The 16215-nt window shown below is 59.3% G+C and carries 13 protein-coding genes; 7 read left to right on the forward strand and 6 right to left on the reverse strand.

The genetic code is table 11. The annotated features are described in order from the left end of the window. The first annotated feature begins 51 nt into the window (after window positions 1-51). Window positions 52-636, forward strand: a complete 585-nt coding sequence (locus tag R0125_RS03800) for a YceI family protein (protein ID WP_248182838.1) — start codon at window positions 52-54, stop codon at window positions 634-636. Between the two features lie 33 nt (window positions 637-669). Here R0125_RS03800 and R0125_RS03805 read toward each other — a convergent pair whose 3' ends face one another. Both R0125_RS03805 and R0125_RS03810 read right to left on the reverse strand, forming a co-directional pair. After that, a complete protein-coding gene (locus tag R0125_RS03805) occupies window positions 670-2307 on the reverse strand; it encodes a methyl-accepting chemotaxis protein (protein WP_317237199.1) in 1638 nt (545 codons plus the stop codon). 116 nt (window positions 2308-2423) lie between these two features. Beyond that, on the reverse strand, window positions 2424-2678 hold the full coding sequence (locus R0125_RS03810) for a hypothetical protein (RefSeq protein ID WP_317237200.1): 255 nt from the start codon (window positions 2676-2678) through the stop codon (window positions 2424-2426). 269 nt (window positions 2679-2947) lie between these two features. Between R0125_RS03810 and parC the strand changes: the two genes are divergently transcribed. Beyond that, window positions 2948-5242, forward strand: coding sequence for a DNA topoisomerase IV subunit A (gene parC, locus R0125_RS03815; RefSeq protein WP_317237201.1), 2295 nt, complete (start codon window positions 2948-2950; stop codon window positions 5240-5242). Then, entirely contained in the window at window positions 5235-6443 is a 1209-nt protein-coding gene (serB, locus tag R0125_RS03820; protein WP_317237202.1) for a phosphoserine phosphatase SerB, read from the forward strand. Before parC ends, serB begins: the two co-directional genes overlap by 8 nt. 30 nt (window positions 6444-6473) lie before the next feature. Here serB and R0125_RS03825 read toward each other — a convergent pair whose 3' ends face one another. The 3 genes from R0125_RS03825 to epmB form a co-directional block, all read right to left on the reverse strand. Then, window positions 6474-8558: an EAL domain-containing protein gene (locus R0125_RS03825; RefSeq protein ID WP_248182846.1), complete on the reverse strand. Its 2085-nt coding sequence runs from the start codon at window positions 8556-8558 to the stop codon at window positions 6474-6476. 65 nt (window positions 8559-8623) lie between these two features. Next, complete coding sequence (locus tag R0125_RS03830; protein WP_317237203.1) at window positions 8624-10423, reverse strand: GTPase; 1800 nt, start codon at window positions 10421-10423, stop codon at window positions 8624-8626. Between the two features lie 217 nt (window positions 10424-10640). Next, on the reverse strand, window positions 10641-11681 hold the full coding sequence (epmB, locus tag R0125_RS03835) for an EF-P beta-lysylation protein EpmB (protein ID WP_317237204.1): 1041 nt from the start codon (window positions 11679-11681) through the stop codon (window positions 10641-10643). A gap of 45 nt (window positions 11682-11726) precedes the next feature. Here epmB and efp point away from each other — a divergent pair, with 45 nt between their 5' ends. After that, window positions 11727-12302, forward strand: coding sequence for an elongation factor P (efp, locus tag R0125_RS03840; protein WP_248182853.1), 576 nt, complete (start codon window positions 11727-11729; stop codon window positions 12300-12302). 9 nt (window positions 12303-12311) lie between these two features. Then, window positions 12312-13286 (forward strand): EF-P lysine aminoacylase EpmA, encoded by a 975-nt coding sequence (epmA, locus tag R0125_RS03845; protein WP_317237205.1) that lies wholly within the window; start codon window positions 12312-12314, stop codon window positions 13284-13286. 51 nt (window positions 13287-13337) lie between these two features. Here the strand turns inward: epmA and asd are convergent, their stop codons facing one another. Further along, window positions 13338-14198 carry an archaetidylserine decarboxylase gene (asd, locus tag R0125_RS03850; RefSeq protein WP_317237206.1) on the reverse strand — a complete coding sequence of 287 codons (861 nt, stop codon included), beginning with the start codon at window positions 14196-14198 and terminating at the stop codon, window positions 13338-13340. A 145-nt stretch (window positions 14199-14343) separates the two neighbouring features. Between asd and motA the strand changes: the two genes are divergently transcribed. Both motA and motB read left to right on the forward strand, forming a co-directional pair. Next, window positions 14344-15195: a flagellar motor stator protein MotA gene (motA, locus tag R0125_RS03855; protein ID WP_248182860.1), complete on the forward strand. Its 852-nt coding sequence runs from the start codon at window positions 14344-14346 to the stop codon at window positions 15193-15195. Window positions 15196-15250: 55 nt separating this feature from the next. After that, window positions 15251-16210, forward strand: a complete 960-nt coding sequence (gene motB / locus R0125_RS03860) for a flagellar motor protein MotB (RefSeq protein ID WP_248182861.1) — start codon at window positions 15251-15253, stop codon at window positions 16208-16210. The last annotated feature ends 5 nt before the right edge of the window (window positions 16211-16215 follow it).

The following is a 16215-nucleotide window of genomic DNA, read 5'->3' on the forward strand; positions in this document are numbered from 1 at the left end:
ATCGAATATCGACTCGCCCCTGATCGGGCTGTTTCATCAAAGGAGAGTGTTATGAAAAAACTGTTGCTGGCTTCTGCCGTATCCCTGTCGCTTGTCGGGGCTGTTCAGGCTTCGGAACACACTGGCACCTACGCGTTCGACAAGAAAGGCGCTCACCAGTTTGTCACCTTCAAGATTTCCCACCTGGGCTATAGCTGGCTCTATGGTCGTTTCAACGATTTCGATGGCCAGTTCGTGTATGACGCGGAGAACCCGGAAAACAGCTCAGTGGAGGTCAGCATTGACACCAGCAGCGTGGATTCCAACCACGCCGAACGCGACAAGCATTTGCGCAACGAGGATTTCCTCTACGTGGATGAGTACCCGCAAGCCACTTTCAAAAGCACCCGGATCGTGCTGGACGACGATGGCGACGAGGCCGATATCATCGGTGACTTCACACTCCGGGGTGTTACCCGGGAAATTACTCTGGAAGCGGAACTGCTGGGCCATGGCGAAGACCCCTGGGGCGGCTACCGCATGGGGTTCGAAGCGGAAACCGAGCTGAAGCTGGCGGATTTCGGCATTCCCATGGATCTCGGTAAAGCCTCTGAGACCGTCCACATCGAGATTTCGGTAGAGGGCATTCGCCAATAAGCTGGCCTGCAGGTCAGGGGTGCCGGTTCCGGATCAGACCCGGAACCGGCCAGTCTGACCTTTGAGATCATCCGCATAACCCGCAAGGGATTTGCTGATGGAATCGATTCCCTCCGAACGACGCGCGCTCTCCGCCGCAAGATCGTTGATCTCAGTCACGCTGCGATTGATTTCATCCACCACCTGGGTTTGCTCTTCAGTGGCCGATGCCACGCTGATGTTCATGTCGCTGATGTCCGCCATGGCCGCCAGAATGCCGCTCAGTTCACTTTCGGCTTCGGTGGCCAGCTTCTCGGTTTCCACCGCTTCGTGGCTGCCCGTTTCCATTACCGCGACGATATCCGATACGCCCGTTTGCAGCGTGGATATCATGGCCTGGATGTCTTCTGTAGATTGCTGGGTTCGCTGAGCAAGGGTGCGTACCTCATCGGCAACGACCGCGAACCCTCGCCCCTGCTCGCCGGCCCGCGCCGCTTCGATCGCGGCATTGAGTGCCAGCAGGTTGGTCTGGTCAGCTACGCCGCGGATGACATCCAGCACCGAGGTGATGTTCTCCGAATTCTGTGCGAGCTTGCGGATAACGTCCACGGCCTTGTTGATCTGAGACGCCAGGCGCCGTACCTGCTCTGACGAGCTGCGAATGATGGTGGCGCTGTTGTTGCCCTTCTCCTGCGCTGAACGCGTAATTTCCGCCGCCCGGGAGGCATTGCCCGCCACCTCCTCAATGGCGCTCTGCATTTCATTGACGGCGGTGGCCACCATGGAAATGGAGTCGGTTTGTTTGCTTATGCCGTTGTTGTTGTCCCGTGCTGCGGTGGCCAGTTCCTGCGCACCATCATCCAGTTTGTTGCTGAGCTGCTGAATGGCGCCGATCATTGTCTGAAGGTTGGCGAGCACCTGATTGAAGCTGGTGGCCAGTTGGCCGAGATCGTCATTGGTCTCCACCGGGATGCGGCGCGTCAGATCGCCTTCTCCCTGGGCGATGTTGTCCAGCTGTCTGCGCAGCACGGCAATGGATCCAATGATCATCCTGATGAAGGCCAGGAAGAGAATCACGCCGAGCAAGACCGCCACGGCGGTGGTGGCGAGAATCACCACCGAGCTGTTCTGACCCTCTGACGATGCTTCCCGGGCTCTCCCGTGGGCGAGTTCGTCGGCGTGAAGGCCAACTGTGTCAAAATAATCCCGAAGGGTGGAAAACTTAGGGGCTCCCTCGGTCTGCATCAGGGCGCGGGCGCCCCGGCTGTCACCGGCGGTGGCCATCGCCATCGCGTTCCTTGCCGATTGTTCCCAGCGCTCAAATGCGGCATCAAAACCTGTCAGTATCGAGGCAACGCCGGTCCCGGACAGTCGCCTCGATGCCTGGCCCATGCGGTCTTTGGCTTGCTGGACGTTCTCGTCGAAGTCACCGGTAAAACCCTTGGTGGGTTCACCGGCACGGGCTGCATCAATCAGTGCCATCTGAGCCACCAGCGCCTGGTAGAGGTCGCGATCGCCGTTGAGCACCTCACTGACTGCGGGCAGGAACTGGTCAGCAATGGCGTCTGCATCCGAGACCAGATTCTGCACGGTTCTGACGCTGAACAGGCCTATGATTATCAGGGCAATGGCTGTGATGGCGAAGGGCAGGGCTATTTTGGTGCGCAGGCCGATGGAGGTGCTCAAGTTCATGAAAATGCCTACCTGTCAGGAGATCGAGGTTGATTCCCTTTACATTAGCAGCATTTGCGATTTAATCACGAAACTTCGCCGGCGGGCCCGGGCAACCGGGCCGGGGCGCGGGAAGGTCAGGGCAGGTCGGTGGTTTTTGCGGGGTGTTTGATGAATTGTTGGTCGTCTGATCGGCAAAGATGGCGCTGGCGCCAGAACTGGGCCACGAAGATCACCAGCCAGATTAACAGGCCGGCCCAGAGATAGGGCTCCGCGACCTGGAAGGTGCCGCTGATGGCAAACTCCACCAGCAGCATCAGCGCCAGAGCGAGTATCGCATTGACCATGGCGGTTACCATGGCTTGCCCGCAGGCTTTGATGTTCGGTTTCATAGTGTTCCGCTTGCTCAGGGTGAAAAACGGTCATCTATTCACTGCAGGCGAGCATACGGGCAGCATTACCGACTCTCCATGCGGGAATTCCGCTATTGGAAATGGCTATTGACGGTATTCGAAATTTACGGGGTCTCAACTATTGCGTGGCGGTTGTTGGTGTATCAGCGCCCGCGTCCATATAATGTGGCCTCCGATTCAGTACCGGGCGACTCCGGTGAACGGACACAAAAGCCGGCAGAATTCACAACAGGTAAAAAGAGGCATCCATGCCAGAGTTTCAGACGACGGACGAAGGCTTTGAGCGGGTTTCGCTGAGGGACTACACGGAAAAGGCCTACCTCGATTATTCCATGTACGTCATCCTTGATCGTGCGCTCCCGAACGTGGGTGACGGTCTCAAGCCGGTTCAGCGGCGCATTGTTTACGCCATGTCGGAACTGGGTCTCAAGTCTACCTCCAAGTACAAGAAGTCTGCCCGCACCGTGGGTGATGTACTGGGTAAGTTTCACCCGCACGGTGACAGCGCCTGCTATGAGGCCATGGTGCTCATGGCCCAGCCGTTCTCCTATCGCTATCCGCTGGTGGATGGTCAGGGTAACTGGGGCTCTCCGGACGATCCCAAGTCCTTCGCCGCAATGCGGTATACAGAATCCCGGCTGGCGGCCTTTGCCGATGTGCTGCTGAGCGAGTTGGGCCAGGGTACCGTCGACTGGGTGCCGAACTTTGATGGCACCATGGATGAGCCGTCGGTGTTGCCGGCGCGGTTGCCTCACGTTCTGCTTAATGGCACCACCGGCATCGCGGTGGGTATGGCCACCGACATCCCGCCCCACAACGTGCGTGAAGTGACGGCGGCCTGTATTCGCCTGCTCGATGAGCCCGAGGCCACCGTTGACGACCTGTGTGAACACGTTAAAGGTCCGGATTTTCCCACCGAGGCGGAAATCATTACGCCGCGAAAAGACATCCGCCAGATGTATGAGACCGGTCGCGGCTCCCTGCGCATGCGCGCCAAATGGATGCGGGACAGCGGTGAGATTGTGATTACTGATCTGCCTCACCACGTGTCCGGTGCCCGGGTGCTGGAACAGATTGCCCAGCAGATGCAGGCGAAGAAGCTGCCGATGGTGGCGGATCTGCGGGATGAGTCAGATCATGAAAACCCGACTCGCCTGGTGATTGTGCCGCGCTCCAATCGGGTGGATCTGGATGGGCTGATGGCGCACATGTTTGCCAGCACCGATCTGGAGAAAACCTACCGGGTTAACATCAACGTCATCGGCAACGATGGCCGGCCCGCCGTCAAGGGCCTGAAAACGATGCTGACGGAGTGGTTGAGCTTCCGCCGCACTACCGTGACCCGCCGCCTGCAATACCGCCTCGACAAGGTGCTGGCGCGGCTGCACCTGTTGGAAGGTTTGCTGATTGCCTATCTGAACATCGATGAGGTGATCGAAATCATCCGCAACGAGGACAAGCCCAAGGCCGAGCTGATGTCGCGCTTCGGGCTGTCGCCGGATCAGGCGGAGGCCATTCTGGAGCTGAAGCTGCGCCACCTGGCCAAGCTTGAGGAAATGAAGATCCGCGGTGAGCAGGACGAACTGTCCGCCGAGCGTGACGAGCTGCAGTCCATTCTCGGATCAGAAACGCGTTTGCGCGAACTGATCAAATCCGAATTGCTGGCCGATGCGCAAACCTACGGCGATGACCGTCGCTCCCCGATCGTTGAGCGTGAGGAGGCCCGCGCCTTCAGTGATCTGGACCTGGTGTCCAACGACCCCGTCACGGTGGTGCTGTCGGACAAGGGCTGGGTGCGGGCAGCCAAGGGGCATGACATCGAGCCGGAGGGATTGAGTTACAAGTCCGGCGACCGTTTCGCCATGGCCGCCAGAGGGCGTAACAACCAGCAGGCGATTTTCCTCGACTCGACCGGACGGGCCTATTCATTGATGGCGCACAGTCTGCCGTCGGCCCGTGGGCAGGGCGAGCCGTTGACCGGGCGCATCAATCCGCCTTCGGGTGCAACCTTCTCGGGCCTGTTGATGGGCGATCCCTCCCGCAAGGTTCTGCTGGTGACTGACGGCGGGTACGGATTCGTCACTTCGCTGGAGGACATGATCAGCAAGAACCGCAACGGCAAGGCCGTGGTCAGTGTGCCCAAAGGCGCCAGGATTATGCCGCCAGTGGTGGTGCCCGCGACCGACAAGCCGTTGTTCCTCGGTGCGATTTCCAACGAGGGGCGGATGCTGGTGTTCCCGCTCAATGAACTGCCTGAACTGGCCAAAGGCAAGGGCAACAAACTCATCAGTATTCCCTCGGCGAGGGTTCAGAACCGTGAGGAGTACGTGGTTGCGGTAGTGGTGTTCGCCGAGGATGACAACCTTGAGATTCGCGCCGGCAAGCGCAAGATGGGACTGCAGTTCCGTGACCTGGAGCACTATCTGGGCGAGCGTGGCCGCCGGGGCCACAAACTCCCCCGCGGGTTGCAGCGGGTGGACGGCATTGACGTGATTCCGGCTGCCGGAACGGTCACCGAAGAGGAGTTCACCGACAGTGAGTGAATTGGTCCTGATCAACGTGTCCGGGCGTGACAAACCCGGGCTCACCTCGGAAATCACTGGCATTATGGGGCAATACGATGTCCGCATTCTGGATATCGGCCAGGCGGTGATTCACGATCACCTCACCTGGGGCATCCTGATCGAGATTCCAGATGCGTCCAAATCCTCTCCGGTGATTCGTGACCTGCTGTTCCGCCTTCATGCGCTGGATCTTCAGGTACGCTTTGCCCCGATCACCGAGCAGGAATACCAGACCTGGGCCGCCGCCAGAAATCGCGCCTGTTACATCGTGACGTTGTTGTCCAGGGACATCAAGGCTGAGCAGATCGCCAGAGTGTCGGCGATCACTGCCCGCCACGGGCTGAACATCGACAACATCAGCCGCCTGTCCGCGCGACCGTCGCTGAATCCGGCGGAGAACCGCATCGCCTGTGTCGAGTTCTCGGTGCGCGGCACCCCATCGGATCTCGAGCAGCTGCGGGCAGATTTTCTGCATATCGCCGGTGAAATGAACGTCGACATTGCCTTTCAGGAGGATTCCATCTTTCGTCGCAATCGCCGGCTTGTGGTTTTCGATATGGACTCCACCCTGATTGAAGCCGAAGTGATTGACGAGCTTGCCCGCGAGGCCGGCGTGGGCGACCAAGTAGCCGAGATCACCGAGCGTGCCATGCAGGGCGAGCTGGATTTCAGCCAGAGCTTTGCCGAGCGACTGGCGTTGCTCAAGGGCCTGGACGAGTCGGTACTGGAAGGAATCGCCGCCCGGTTGAAGATGACCGAGGGCGCTGAGCATCTGATCCGCCGCCTCAAGTCCCTGGGCTATCGCACCGCGATCCTGTCAGGAGGCTTTACCTATTTTGCCCGCCACCTGCAGCGTAACCTCGGTATTGACTACATCCACGCCAACGAGCTCGAAATCGAGAACGGCAAGGTAACCGGCCGCGTATCCGGCCAGATTGTGGACGGCAAACGCAAGGCGGAACTGCTGCTGGAAATCGCGGAGCGGGAGCACATTTCCCGTGAGCAGGTGATTGCGGTGGGAGATGGCGCCAACGACCTGCCCATGCTCAGCCAGGCCGGGCTGGGAGTGGCGTTTCGTGCCAAACCGGTGGTCAAGGAATCAGCCCGACACTCGATATCCACGCTCGGTCTGGACGCCATTCTCTATCTGATCGGATACCGCGAAAGCGAGGATCAGTAACGGATCATTGACGGGAGGGGATCCTGCGCGTCAGTGATCCCCGAAGTCATAGTTCATTTCCGGAACCGGTGCCTGCAGATAGTAACCCTGAATGTAGTTCACGCCCGCCTGCCACAGGGTGGCGAGCACACCCGCGTTTTCCACCAGCGGAATGATGGTCAGTTTGTCCGAGCTTTGCAGGCTCTTGACCATTTCCTTGACCTCTGTTTTGGCTTCCTCGCTTTTCTGGATCTCTTCGGTGAACGAGCCGTCGATCTTCACGTAGTCCACTTCAATGTGCTTGAGGGTGTTGAACGGGTTCAGTGCACATCCGAACTGGCTGATCGACACCTTGCAATGCAGCTCGTGAACCGCCTTGGCAAACTCCTTGGCCTGTTTCATGAAGTTGTTGGCATCGCTCTCACGGATCTGGAAAATCAGCGAGTCACCAGGAAGTCTCGCAGCCTTTAGAGCGACACTGAGCCAGGGCGTGAAGGTTTTGTCTTCCAGGGTTTCGCCGGTGATGTTGAGGAACAGCCGGGTGTCGTGCCCCCGTGAGCGGTGGCTGGACAATTGCTTGATGGTTTGCAGGATGACCCAGCGATCGATCTTGATGGACATGTCCGTGGGACCCGCGGGCGGCAGGAAGTCGTACGGAGAGACCTCTTCGCCATCCTTGTCCAGCATTCGAACCAGAGCCTCGTAGTGTTCTTCGCCCTCACCACGCAGATTGATGATTGGCTGGAACAGCAGGCGGAAGCGGTTTTCATCCAGTGCTTGCTGGATGGCCTCTGCTGAGTTGCCTTCATCCAGCGTTTCGTAGTCAGCAGGGTTGTAAATCAGCACGCCGTTGCCATTGGCGTGGCCCTCTGTCTTCTTGAGCTCTGACGAGGCCGTGTGGGCACGCCCCATGACATCGGGTGCCTTGGGCGAATTCTCGGTAATGGCGGCAACGCCGATGCTGAGGGTAAGTTGCACCGTGCGCCCGTTGATTTCAAACAGGTGATCCTCAACGGCCTTGCAGAGGCGCTTGCACTCGGCTGCCAGCGCCTTGTCATCGCCGGGCTGGCAGAGCAGGCAGAAGGCGTCATCGCTCAGGCGCGCCAGAATAGCGTTGTCTGGTGCGTGTTCGCGAAGAATGTTAGCCAGGTCGCCCAGCAGCAGATCCGCGCCGGCAATGCCTACCTGACCTTTCAGGCTCATGAAATTGTCCAGCGCGATGTACGCCAGCGCGCCAGTCTCATTGTCCCTGCCGGCTTTGGCCACCGCTTGGCCTAGCGCATCCATCAGATGCTGGCGATTGTACAGACCGGTCAGCAAATCCTGGCTACTGATCTGGCGCAGCTTCTCTTCCAGTTCCGCATCACTGTGCTCCGGTTGCAATACGATCTGGGTGCAGAGCTCACCGTCGTAGGTCGCGGCGGACACCGACATGACCACGTTCAGTTCGTGGTCATCGCTGCGACGGGCAACACAGTTAAGGGTCATGCCGTCTTCACCGCTCTCGGTGAACGCCTTCATAAATTCCCGGTATTTGTCCTGACTTTCGGGGTTGAGGGTGTCGAGCACCGGAATGCAGATCAGGTCATCGATATCGTCGTAGCCGAGGAATTCCATGTACGACTGGTTGGCGTAGATGTGCATGCCATCGTTAATGTAGGCAATGGCGTCTTTCGAGCTTTCCAACAGCAGCTGGCAGCGCTGCTCTGCTTCTCGCAGATGAGATTCCAGTGTCCGCCTCCGGCGGCGCCCCTCGAGAGCGGCCAATTCGCGGTTAACCACCAGCACCAGTTGGTCGGTGTAATCGAACGGCACGGTGTCCTGGCCGCCAGCCCGCATCACCGCGACGGTTCGTTCGCGGCTGTACTCATCGGTCAGCAGAACGAAAGGAATGTCCTTGTCGAGGCGATGGATCATCGCGAGGGCATCGTCAGCGCTGAATTCCTGCTCGATGTCGCGGGCCAGGAGCAGATCCCAGCTTCCGCTCTTCAGCGTTTCTTCCAGGTCTTCTTCGGACGTAATGCGATGGGCCCGCGTGGCTTTTCCGGAATTCCTCAGCAGACTGACCAGCGACTCGGCGTCGTTCTGTGATGGATCCAGGATCAGAAGGTGTACGGTCGTGTTCTTTTTCTGCATTCGTCAGACGTCTCGTGATAGGCGTGGACAGTGCCTCCCCGACGACGGCACCGGAGGTGCTGAAGCTACAGCGAGGGCCACAGAGAGTCAAATTCATCCCCGCTGGAGCCGGCCGCCGGAGGCGCGGTACTGCTGCCGGTGGTGCCGGAATTCATCAGTTTGAGCTCAAACTGGCTGACGCTGCCGGTGGCCGACAGCTTCTGCAACAACTGGCCGTTGTCTTCGCGGCCATCATGAAGCAGAGAGATCCGGCTACCGGACTGAAAAGGGAGCCTCGGTGTTATCAGTGTAGCAGCCTGGTTAGCCACACTGATCTCCGGTAGCAACAGACCTCGCAGAAACTCGCTGCTGTTGCCGATTTTCTGGATCAGTCGCACGCCACAGGGGGAGGCGCTGGGTGCCAGCAGCTCGATGCCGATCTGCGTGCCCTGGCTGCGGACCTGTCGTATCCAGCGAACAACTGCCACGCTCCAGGGATGGGTGGACTGCTCCCGCACTCCGAGAATCTCTCCGGTCTGCAATGACGATGGTACATTGCTTTCCCAGGCTACGCAGTAGCCCCCGGGGCTGGTGTTAACCAGCAGTGCCCGGTGGGACCGGGGAGCCGCCTTGTCGGATCCGGTCTGGGGCACCTGACCGTGGCTGCCACGGAAATTGATGGGGGCGTCGGAAGCGTGCATGCGATCATCCGCCGGTGCCGCATCGTGCGCTCCGGCCCAGGCGTCATCCGCGTGGGAAGAGCGCATGAACAGATTGCTCTCGCGGTTACCGCCGTTGTCGTGGCCACTGACAAATTCACTGAAATGTTTCTTGCCGGCGATGAAATAGTGCGCAGCGGTCAGGCCGACACAGAGTTCGAGCGTGCCCTGGCTGGAAATACGGTTGAAATTGCGTTTGGCCAAAATGCCGAGGGCCTGACACAGGTGGGTGAGCAGAGTCTCGCTGGCGCGGGGCGGCAACTGCAGCGCCGTGGCGGCGCTTTTGGCATCGGTTCCGGCGTGGAGCCCTTCTGCCAGCATGCGGGACAACTTCCGAGTATCAAAGCCGAAGGTGTCTGCGCCGGGTTTCTGCTCAAGCAGGCTGCGGTAAACCGGTGGTGCATCACGTTCCATGTTGACGGCAAACAGGCTGTCGTCGAGATCCGGGCCGCACTGGGTGTGCTCGGTCCAGGTTTCGAACAGCTCGTAGGTTTGCAGCAGCTCGTTCTGTCGCAGCTGGTTAGCCCGGGCGCAGCCCAGCAACAGGATCCGCTTGTAGCTGTCTTCAACCGTGCTGCTGCGGCGGTGCACAAGGGTTGCGTCGTCCACCGTCACCGTGGCCAGCTTGTTGCGGTGGGCGAACCGGAACAGCCGGTGGCACTCCAGCCAGCTGTGCGACGGGCTGGGACAGTAGAGCTGATGTGCCCTGACAATGGTGGCGGCCAGTTCCGAGATGGCCCGGTGCACCGACGTGGCGACGCCTTTGCGGTTTTTGTCGAGGCCGCCGTTATCGAGAAACTCCAGTACGCACAGCTTGTAACCGCTGGCGCAGTGCAGTTGCAGGGCCTGGGACAGATTGGCGATTTTTTTATGTTTCTCTGGCAGTGCTACCGCCATGCCGAGGTAGTGACGGGACAGCTCCGCACAGACAAAGTGGATTTTAGGGCGGATCAGCTCCAGAAACTGCAGGCGCTGCTGAGCCGGGACAAACAGGTGGTTCAGCTCGATGATGGCGTGATAGAGCTGGCGGGACGACTCGCCGATGTTGGCCATTGGTAGCTGGTTGATCCAGTCCCGGAACGCTTTTGGAGACGTCTCGCAAAATGAGAGACTTGCCGTTTTCTGATCAGGAACCCGGAGATCCGGTTTCAGAGTCATTCCTTCCATGAGTACGCGCCAATTGTATGGGCCACAACCGGGACCCTGAGTGTTGTCATATACGGCTGCCGAGGGTTTTGCCCGTTAAATCGGAAAACGCCGTGAATACAGGTTTTTATCGTAGGACAATTTGAACTTTAAAATAGCAAAGGCAGAACAAAAAGCGAGAAAATCACGAGTTCACAAAGTTTCACAAGTGATTCTGGGCCAGCTTTGCCAAAAAAGGTCACGCAAACAGGTCGATGGGGGTCTTGCCGGCTTTGCCGGGAATCTCGCGGACCAGCTTTGGCACCAGAAAGCCCGGCAGACTGGCAAGCATTGTGCGCACCAGGGCCCGGGCGGCGTCATCACTCACATCAAAATGATGCGCGCCTGCAACCGGATCGAAGGCATGGAGGTAATACGGCATAACCCCCGCCTCAAACAGCGCCTCGCTGAGCTCGGTCAGAACCTCGGCGTTGTCATTGACGCCCCGGAGAATGACGCTCTGGTTCAGCAGAGTGGCCCCTGCGGCCCGCAGCCTCGCCAACGCCAATCGTGTGGCCAGATCCAGCTCCGCCGGGTGATTGATGTGCAGCACAATCACGGTCTGAAGACGGGTTTCGGACAGCCAGGCCAATAATGAATCGCAAACCCGTTGCGGAATGACCACCGGCAGGCGCGTGTGGATCCGCAAGCGGCGGATATGGGGAATCTCGCCGATGGCCGCCGTCCAGGCTGCCAGCAGCCGGTCACTGGCTACCAGGGGGTCGCCACCGCTGAAGATCACCTCATTGATCCGGGTATCCTGCCGCAGGGTATCGATCACGCGATCGCGGTCAAGCGGTGACAATCGATGTTCATCATAAGGGAAATGGCGGCGAAAGCAGTAGCGGCAATTGATGGCGCACTGACCGGTCACCATGAGCAGTGCGCGGCTCTGATATTTTCGGATCAGGCCGGTGGTTTCCGAGGCGCCCACTTCCTGCAACGGATCCGAGACATAGCCGTCTGCCAGAACGCCTTCTTCACTGAGGGGCAGCACCTGGCGTAACAGAGGGTCTTGAGGGTTTCCCCGTGTTATCCGGCTCAGGTAGGGCTCCGGAACCCGTATGGCAAACAGGCGATGACCCTCCTCTGCGCCCTGCAGCCACAGTCGGGGGTCCAGGTCCAGCCGTTCCAGCAGCGCCGTCGGTGAGGTGATGGCCCCGGATAACAACTGCTGCCAGCTGGCGGAGTCGTTATCGGCCGGGCGGGCTTCTATACGGGTGGGGGTTCGCTGTATCATAGCGACCTTTGAAATTTTAATTGCATCTTTTCAGGTGGACATTTCATGGCTTCATATTCTACCAACGAATTCCGCGGCGGTCTTAAGGTTTTGCTGGATGGCGACCCCTGCGTGATTCTTGAGAACGAATTCGTCAAACCGGGCAAAGGCCAGGCCTTTAACCGGGTACGACTGCGTAACCTGATGAGCAACCGGGTGTGGGAGCGCACGTTCAAATCGGGCGAAAGTCTGGAATCCGCCGATGTAATCGAGCAGGACATGGAATACCTGTATACCGATGGCGAGTTCTGGCATTTCATGCTGACGGATGGCTCGTTCGAGCAATACCCGGCAGACGCCAAAGCGGTGGGTGATACCGTAAAGTGGCTGAAAGAGCAGGACGTTTACACGGTGACCCTTTATAACGGTGCGCCGCTCACCGTGAGCCCTCCCAACTTTGTGGAGCTGGAAGTGGTTGATACCGATCCGGGCATGAAAGGCGATACCGCCCAGGGCGGTTCCAAGCCGGCCACGCTGTCTACCGGTGCTGTTGTTAACGTCCCGCTGTTCATCACCATCGGCGAAGTGCTGAAGGTGGATACCCGTTCCGGTGAGTATGTTAACCGCGTCAAGAGCAGCTAGGTTGATCCCGTGACTGATGCACCGGAGTGGCAGCCACGTGCCTCGCTGGGTGCCCTGAAAAGCCGCGCAAGCCAGTTAGCCTGGTTGCGCGGCTTTTTTGCGCAACGGGGCGTGCTGGAAGTGGAAACGCCGGTGCTGGGGCGCCACGGCGTAACCGACCCCAACCTCGATGGTATTGCGGCCAACGCGGCACCGGTGGCTGGAGCCAGCGGCGGTGGCTGGCTACAGACGTCCCCGGAATACCACATGAAGCGGTTGCTGGCTGCCGGGTCAGGCCCTATCTATCAGGTTGCCCGGGTGTTCCGCGACGGTGAGCGGGGTTCCCGTCATAATCCGGAGTTCTCCCTGCTGGAATGGTACCGACCCGGGTTTACAGATACCGACCTGATGGCGGAGGTCAGCGACCTGGTGGTGGGCTGGCTCGGCTGCGAGCGCCCGAGGGTTCTGAGCTATCGCGACGCCCTTGAGCGGTTCGCCGGTGTCGATCCGTTCCGGGTTGCGGACACCGAACTGAGGCGGCGTTGCGAGCAGTGGCTGGCGCCGGAGCAAACCCTGACACTCGGGCGCGACGGTTGCCTGGATCTGCTGATGAGTTATCTGGTGGAACCCGCGCTGGCGGGATTCGGACCGGTGTTTATCACCGCTTACCCGGAATCCCAGGCGGCCCTGGCGAAAGTCAGCGAGCTTGATGGTGTCCGTCAGGCCCACCGGTTCGAGCTCTACGTGGGTGGGGTCGAGCTATGCAACGGCTATTGGGAGCTCACCGATGCCATCGAGCAGCGTCGGCGGTTTGACGAAGACAACCGGGTTCGCCGATTGGCCGGCAAACCGGAAATGGCAGTGGATTCTGCGTTGCTGGCGGCTCTTGAGGCCGGTGTTCCCGACTGTGCCGGTGTGGCTCTGGGACTGGACAGGCTGCTGATGCTGAAATTGGGCAGCAACAACATTGCTGACGTGGTGGCCTTTCCGCTGGAAATCGCCTGACTCCGGCCGCAACCGGAGTCGATGTCGAGGGGGCTGGGCGGGTGGAAGGATTCAGGATCCGGTGGTGCCAAAGGCTTCGCCCATGCGCACCGTTTTACCCGGTGCCTCGTCGTCATTCCATGCAACCGCGCCTTTGGGCATGACCAGTACCACGGTGGAGCCCAGCCGGAATCGGCCCATTTCCTCGCCTTTCTCGAATTGAATGGCAGGCTGGTCATCGTCGTAACGGGTACTGGTGACCAGGCCGGTTCCCGGCGCCACCACGCCACCCCAGATGGTTTCAACGCTGCCCACGATCATCGCCCCGACCAGCACCAGCGCCATCGGGCCGGCATCGGTGTCAAAAATGCAGGCCACCCGCTCGTTACGGGCGAACAGGTTGGGAACGTTTTCCGCCGTCACCGGGTTCACCGAGAACAGCTTGCCGGGCACGTAGACCATCTCCCGTAGCCGGCCGGCCAGGGGCATGTGGATGCGGTGGTAGTCCTTAGGCGATAGGTAAATAGTGGCAAATTCCCCTTCGGTAAACGCTTCCGCGCGCGCATCGTCACCGCCCAGCAACTCGGTGAGACTGAACGACTGGCCTTTGGCCTGAAAAACGCGGTCACCGGTAACCCGGCCGAGCTGGCTGATGGCGCCATCCACCGGGCTGACCAGAACCGAACTGCCGCTGTCCACTGGTCTCAGGCCCGGTTTGAGGGCGCGGGTGAAGAAGGCGTTGAAGCTGGGGTAGGCTTCCGGCTCCGATTCCAGCGCTTCGCTCATGTTTACGCCGTAGCGGCCGATAAACCATCGAATGACGCGGTTCTTGAGCGCCGGCGACCGGTCATTGTCCGCGAGGCGGCCGGCAAGCCGGGAAAGCGCCAGTTGCGGGGTGACGTACTGGCTCAGAACAAAAAGCTTGTCGAACATGAAACGGGTTCCTTTGCGCTCAAAGGCGCGAAGTTTACCAAATACAGCGGCGTGTATAGAAATTGTTTCACCGCTTCTCGGTTGGACCCGGTGCTTGCTATGATCGGGTCAGGTAAAACCACTACATAAGGCGTGTGCTCCCCCCATGTTGCTGATTATCGGTGCGGTTGTAGTCATTGCGAGTGTTCTTGGCGGTTACGTGCTTCACGGCGGAAACCTTGCGGTGTTGTGGCAGCCCACTGAAATTCTGATCATCGGGGGTGCGGCGGTCGGCTCCTTCATCATCTCCAACCCGCTGCACACGGTGAAAGAGGTGTTTCAGGCCTGTCTGCGGCTGCTGACAGGGTCGCCCTACAACAAAGCATTCTATGTGGACCTGCTCAGCCTGCTATACGACATCTTTGATAAGTCCCGCAAGCAGGGTGTGATGGCCATCGAGGAGGATATCGACGACCCCGAATCCAGCCAGATCTTTTCACGATACCCGGCCATCATGAAATCCAAGCACCTGTTGTCGTTCATCACTGACTATCTGCGCATTATCAGCTCCGGCAACATGGCGACCCATGAGCTGGAGGGCATGATGGAAAACGAGATCGACAGCCGCCAGCATGAGCTGGAAGAGCCTGCCCATGCGGTTAACAAGATTGCCGACGCCCTGCCGGGGCTGGGTATCGTAGCCGCGGTGCTGGGTATCGTGATCACCATGAACTTTCTGACCGAAGGCCCGGAAAAGATCGGCCTGAGCGTCGCAGCGGCGCTGGTCGGTACCTTTCTCGGTATCTGGATGGGCTACGGGTTTGTGGGGCCGACGTCGATTGCCCTGGAACATGCCGCAAAGTACGAATTGAAAGCCTACGAATGTGTGAAAGCCTCGGTTGTCGCCACCGTGTCCGGACAGGCGCCGCAGATGGCCATCGAGTTCGGGCGCAAGGCATTGCCCACCGACAAGCGGCCCGGGTTCCAGGAGCTCAACGACCACGTGCGCTCGAAATAACGTAGCTGACGTAACGAAGCCGACGTAACGACCCCCGGGCTGTTGGAGCAGGTTAGTGGAAGAACAACCGATCATCGTCAAACGCAAGAAGAAGGTTGTCGGGGGCCATCACGGCGGCTCCTGGAAAGTGGCTTTTGCCGACTTTGCCACCGCCATGATGGCGTTCTTTCTGGTGTTATGGCTGACAGCGACCGCAACGCCGGAGCAGAAGCTTGCGGTGGAAGGGTATTTCAAGGATCCGATCGGGTTCACCGAGGGAGGATCGCCCAACCCGGTGGATCTAGAAGGCAGTGCCTCTGTGATCAACGAAAGCACCCAGGATGTCGAGCGGAGCGACATCCAGATTGAGGATCAGGTGGTCGAAGAGCTGGCGGAAACGCTCGAGCAGCGGCAGATGGAGGAGCTGTTCCAGGACCTCAAGGAAAGCATCGAACAGAGTGACACCCTGCAGGAGTTCAAGGATCAGCTGCTGATTGACGTGACTAGCGAAGGCCTGCGTGTCCAGATCGTCGATCGCTCCCAGCGACCGATGTTCGACAGTGGCCGGGCCGAGCTCAAATATTATTCTCAGGACATCCTGTTTGAGCTCGCCAAGCCGCTGGGGGCGGTCAACAATAAGCTCAGCATTACCGGCCATACGGATTCAACACCGTTCAACGGTCGTCCCGGGTACACCAACTGGGAGCTGTCTGCCGATCGCGCCAACACGGCACGCCGGGCGCTGGTGGCCGGTGGTGTGCGCTCGCAGCAGATTGCCCGGGTTGTGGGTTTGAGTGATTCGGTGCTGTTTGATAAGGACGACGCCACCGCGCCGGTGAATCGTCGGATCTCGATTATCGTGCTCAACAAGAAAACGGCGGATGGTATTCAGAACGCCGCCGGTCAATCCGATGAGCCATTGATTGACCTGACGCTCCCCACCGAGGCGGAGCAGGACGCAGCGATGAAAAGCCTGGAGCAGGGTGACTGGCTGCAGGAGCGCGAGGCACCGGCTGAGGGTGAGCTGAACTGGTAATCACC

This window comes from Marinobacter sp. M-5, assembly GCF_032911545.1.
GTDB lineage: Bacteria > Pseudomonadota > Gammaproteobacteria > Pseudomonadales > Oleiphilaceae > Marinobacter > Marinobacter goseongensis.

Bases quoted from the DNA above. Each gene is read 5' to 3' on its own strand.
- epmB (WP_317237204.1), bottom strand. From the start codon at position 11,681: ATGATACAGCGAACCCCCACCCGTATAGAAGCCCGCCCGGCCGATAAC.
- R0125_RS03825 (WP_248182846.1), bottom strand. From the start codon at position 8,558: ATGCAGAAAAAGAACACGACCGTACACCTTCTGATCCTGGATCCATCA.
- R0125_RS03830 (WP_317237203.1), bottom strand. From the start codon at position 10,423: ATGGAAGGAATGACTCTGAAACCGGATCTCCGGGTTCCTGATCAGAAA.
- efp (WP_248182853.1), top strand. From the start codon at position 11,727: ATGGCTTCATATTCTACCAACGAATTCCGCGGCGGTCTTAAGGTTTTG.
- R0125_RS03805 (WP_317237199.1), bottom strand. From the start codon at position 2,307: ATGAACTTGAGCACCTCCATCGGCCTGCGCACCAAAATAGCCCTGCCC.
- R0125_RS03800 (WP_248182838.1), top strand. From the start codon at position 52: ATGAAAAAACTGTTGCTGGCTTCTGCCGTATCCCTGTCGCTTGTCGGG.
- asd (WP_317237206.1), bottom strand. From the start codon at position 14,198: ATGTTCGACAAGCTTTTTGTTCTGAGCCAGTACGTCACCCCGCAACTG.
- parC (WP_317237201.1), top strand. From the start codon at position 2,948: ATGCCAGAGTTTCAGACGACGGACGAAGGCTTTGAGCGGGTTTCGCTG.
- R0125_RS03810 (WP_317237200.1), bottom strand. From the start codon at position 2,678: ATGAAACCGAACATCAAAGCCTGCGGGCAAGCCATGGTAACCGCCATG.
- motA (WP_248182860.1), top strand. From the start codon at position 14,344: ATGTTGCTGATTATCGGTGCGGTTGTAGTCATTGCGAGTGTTCTTGGC.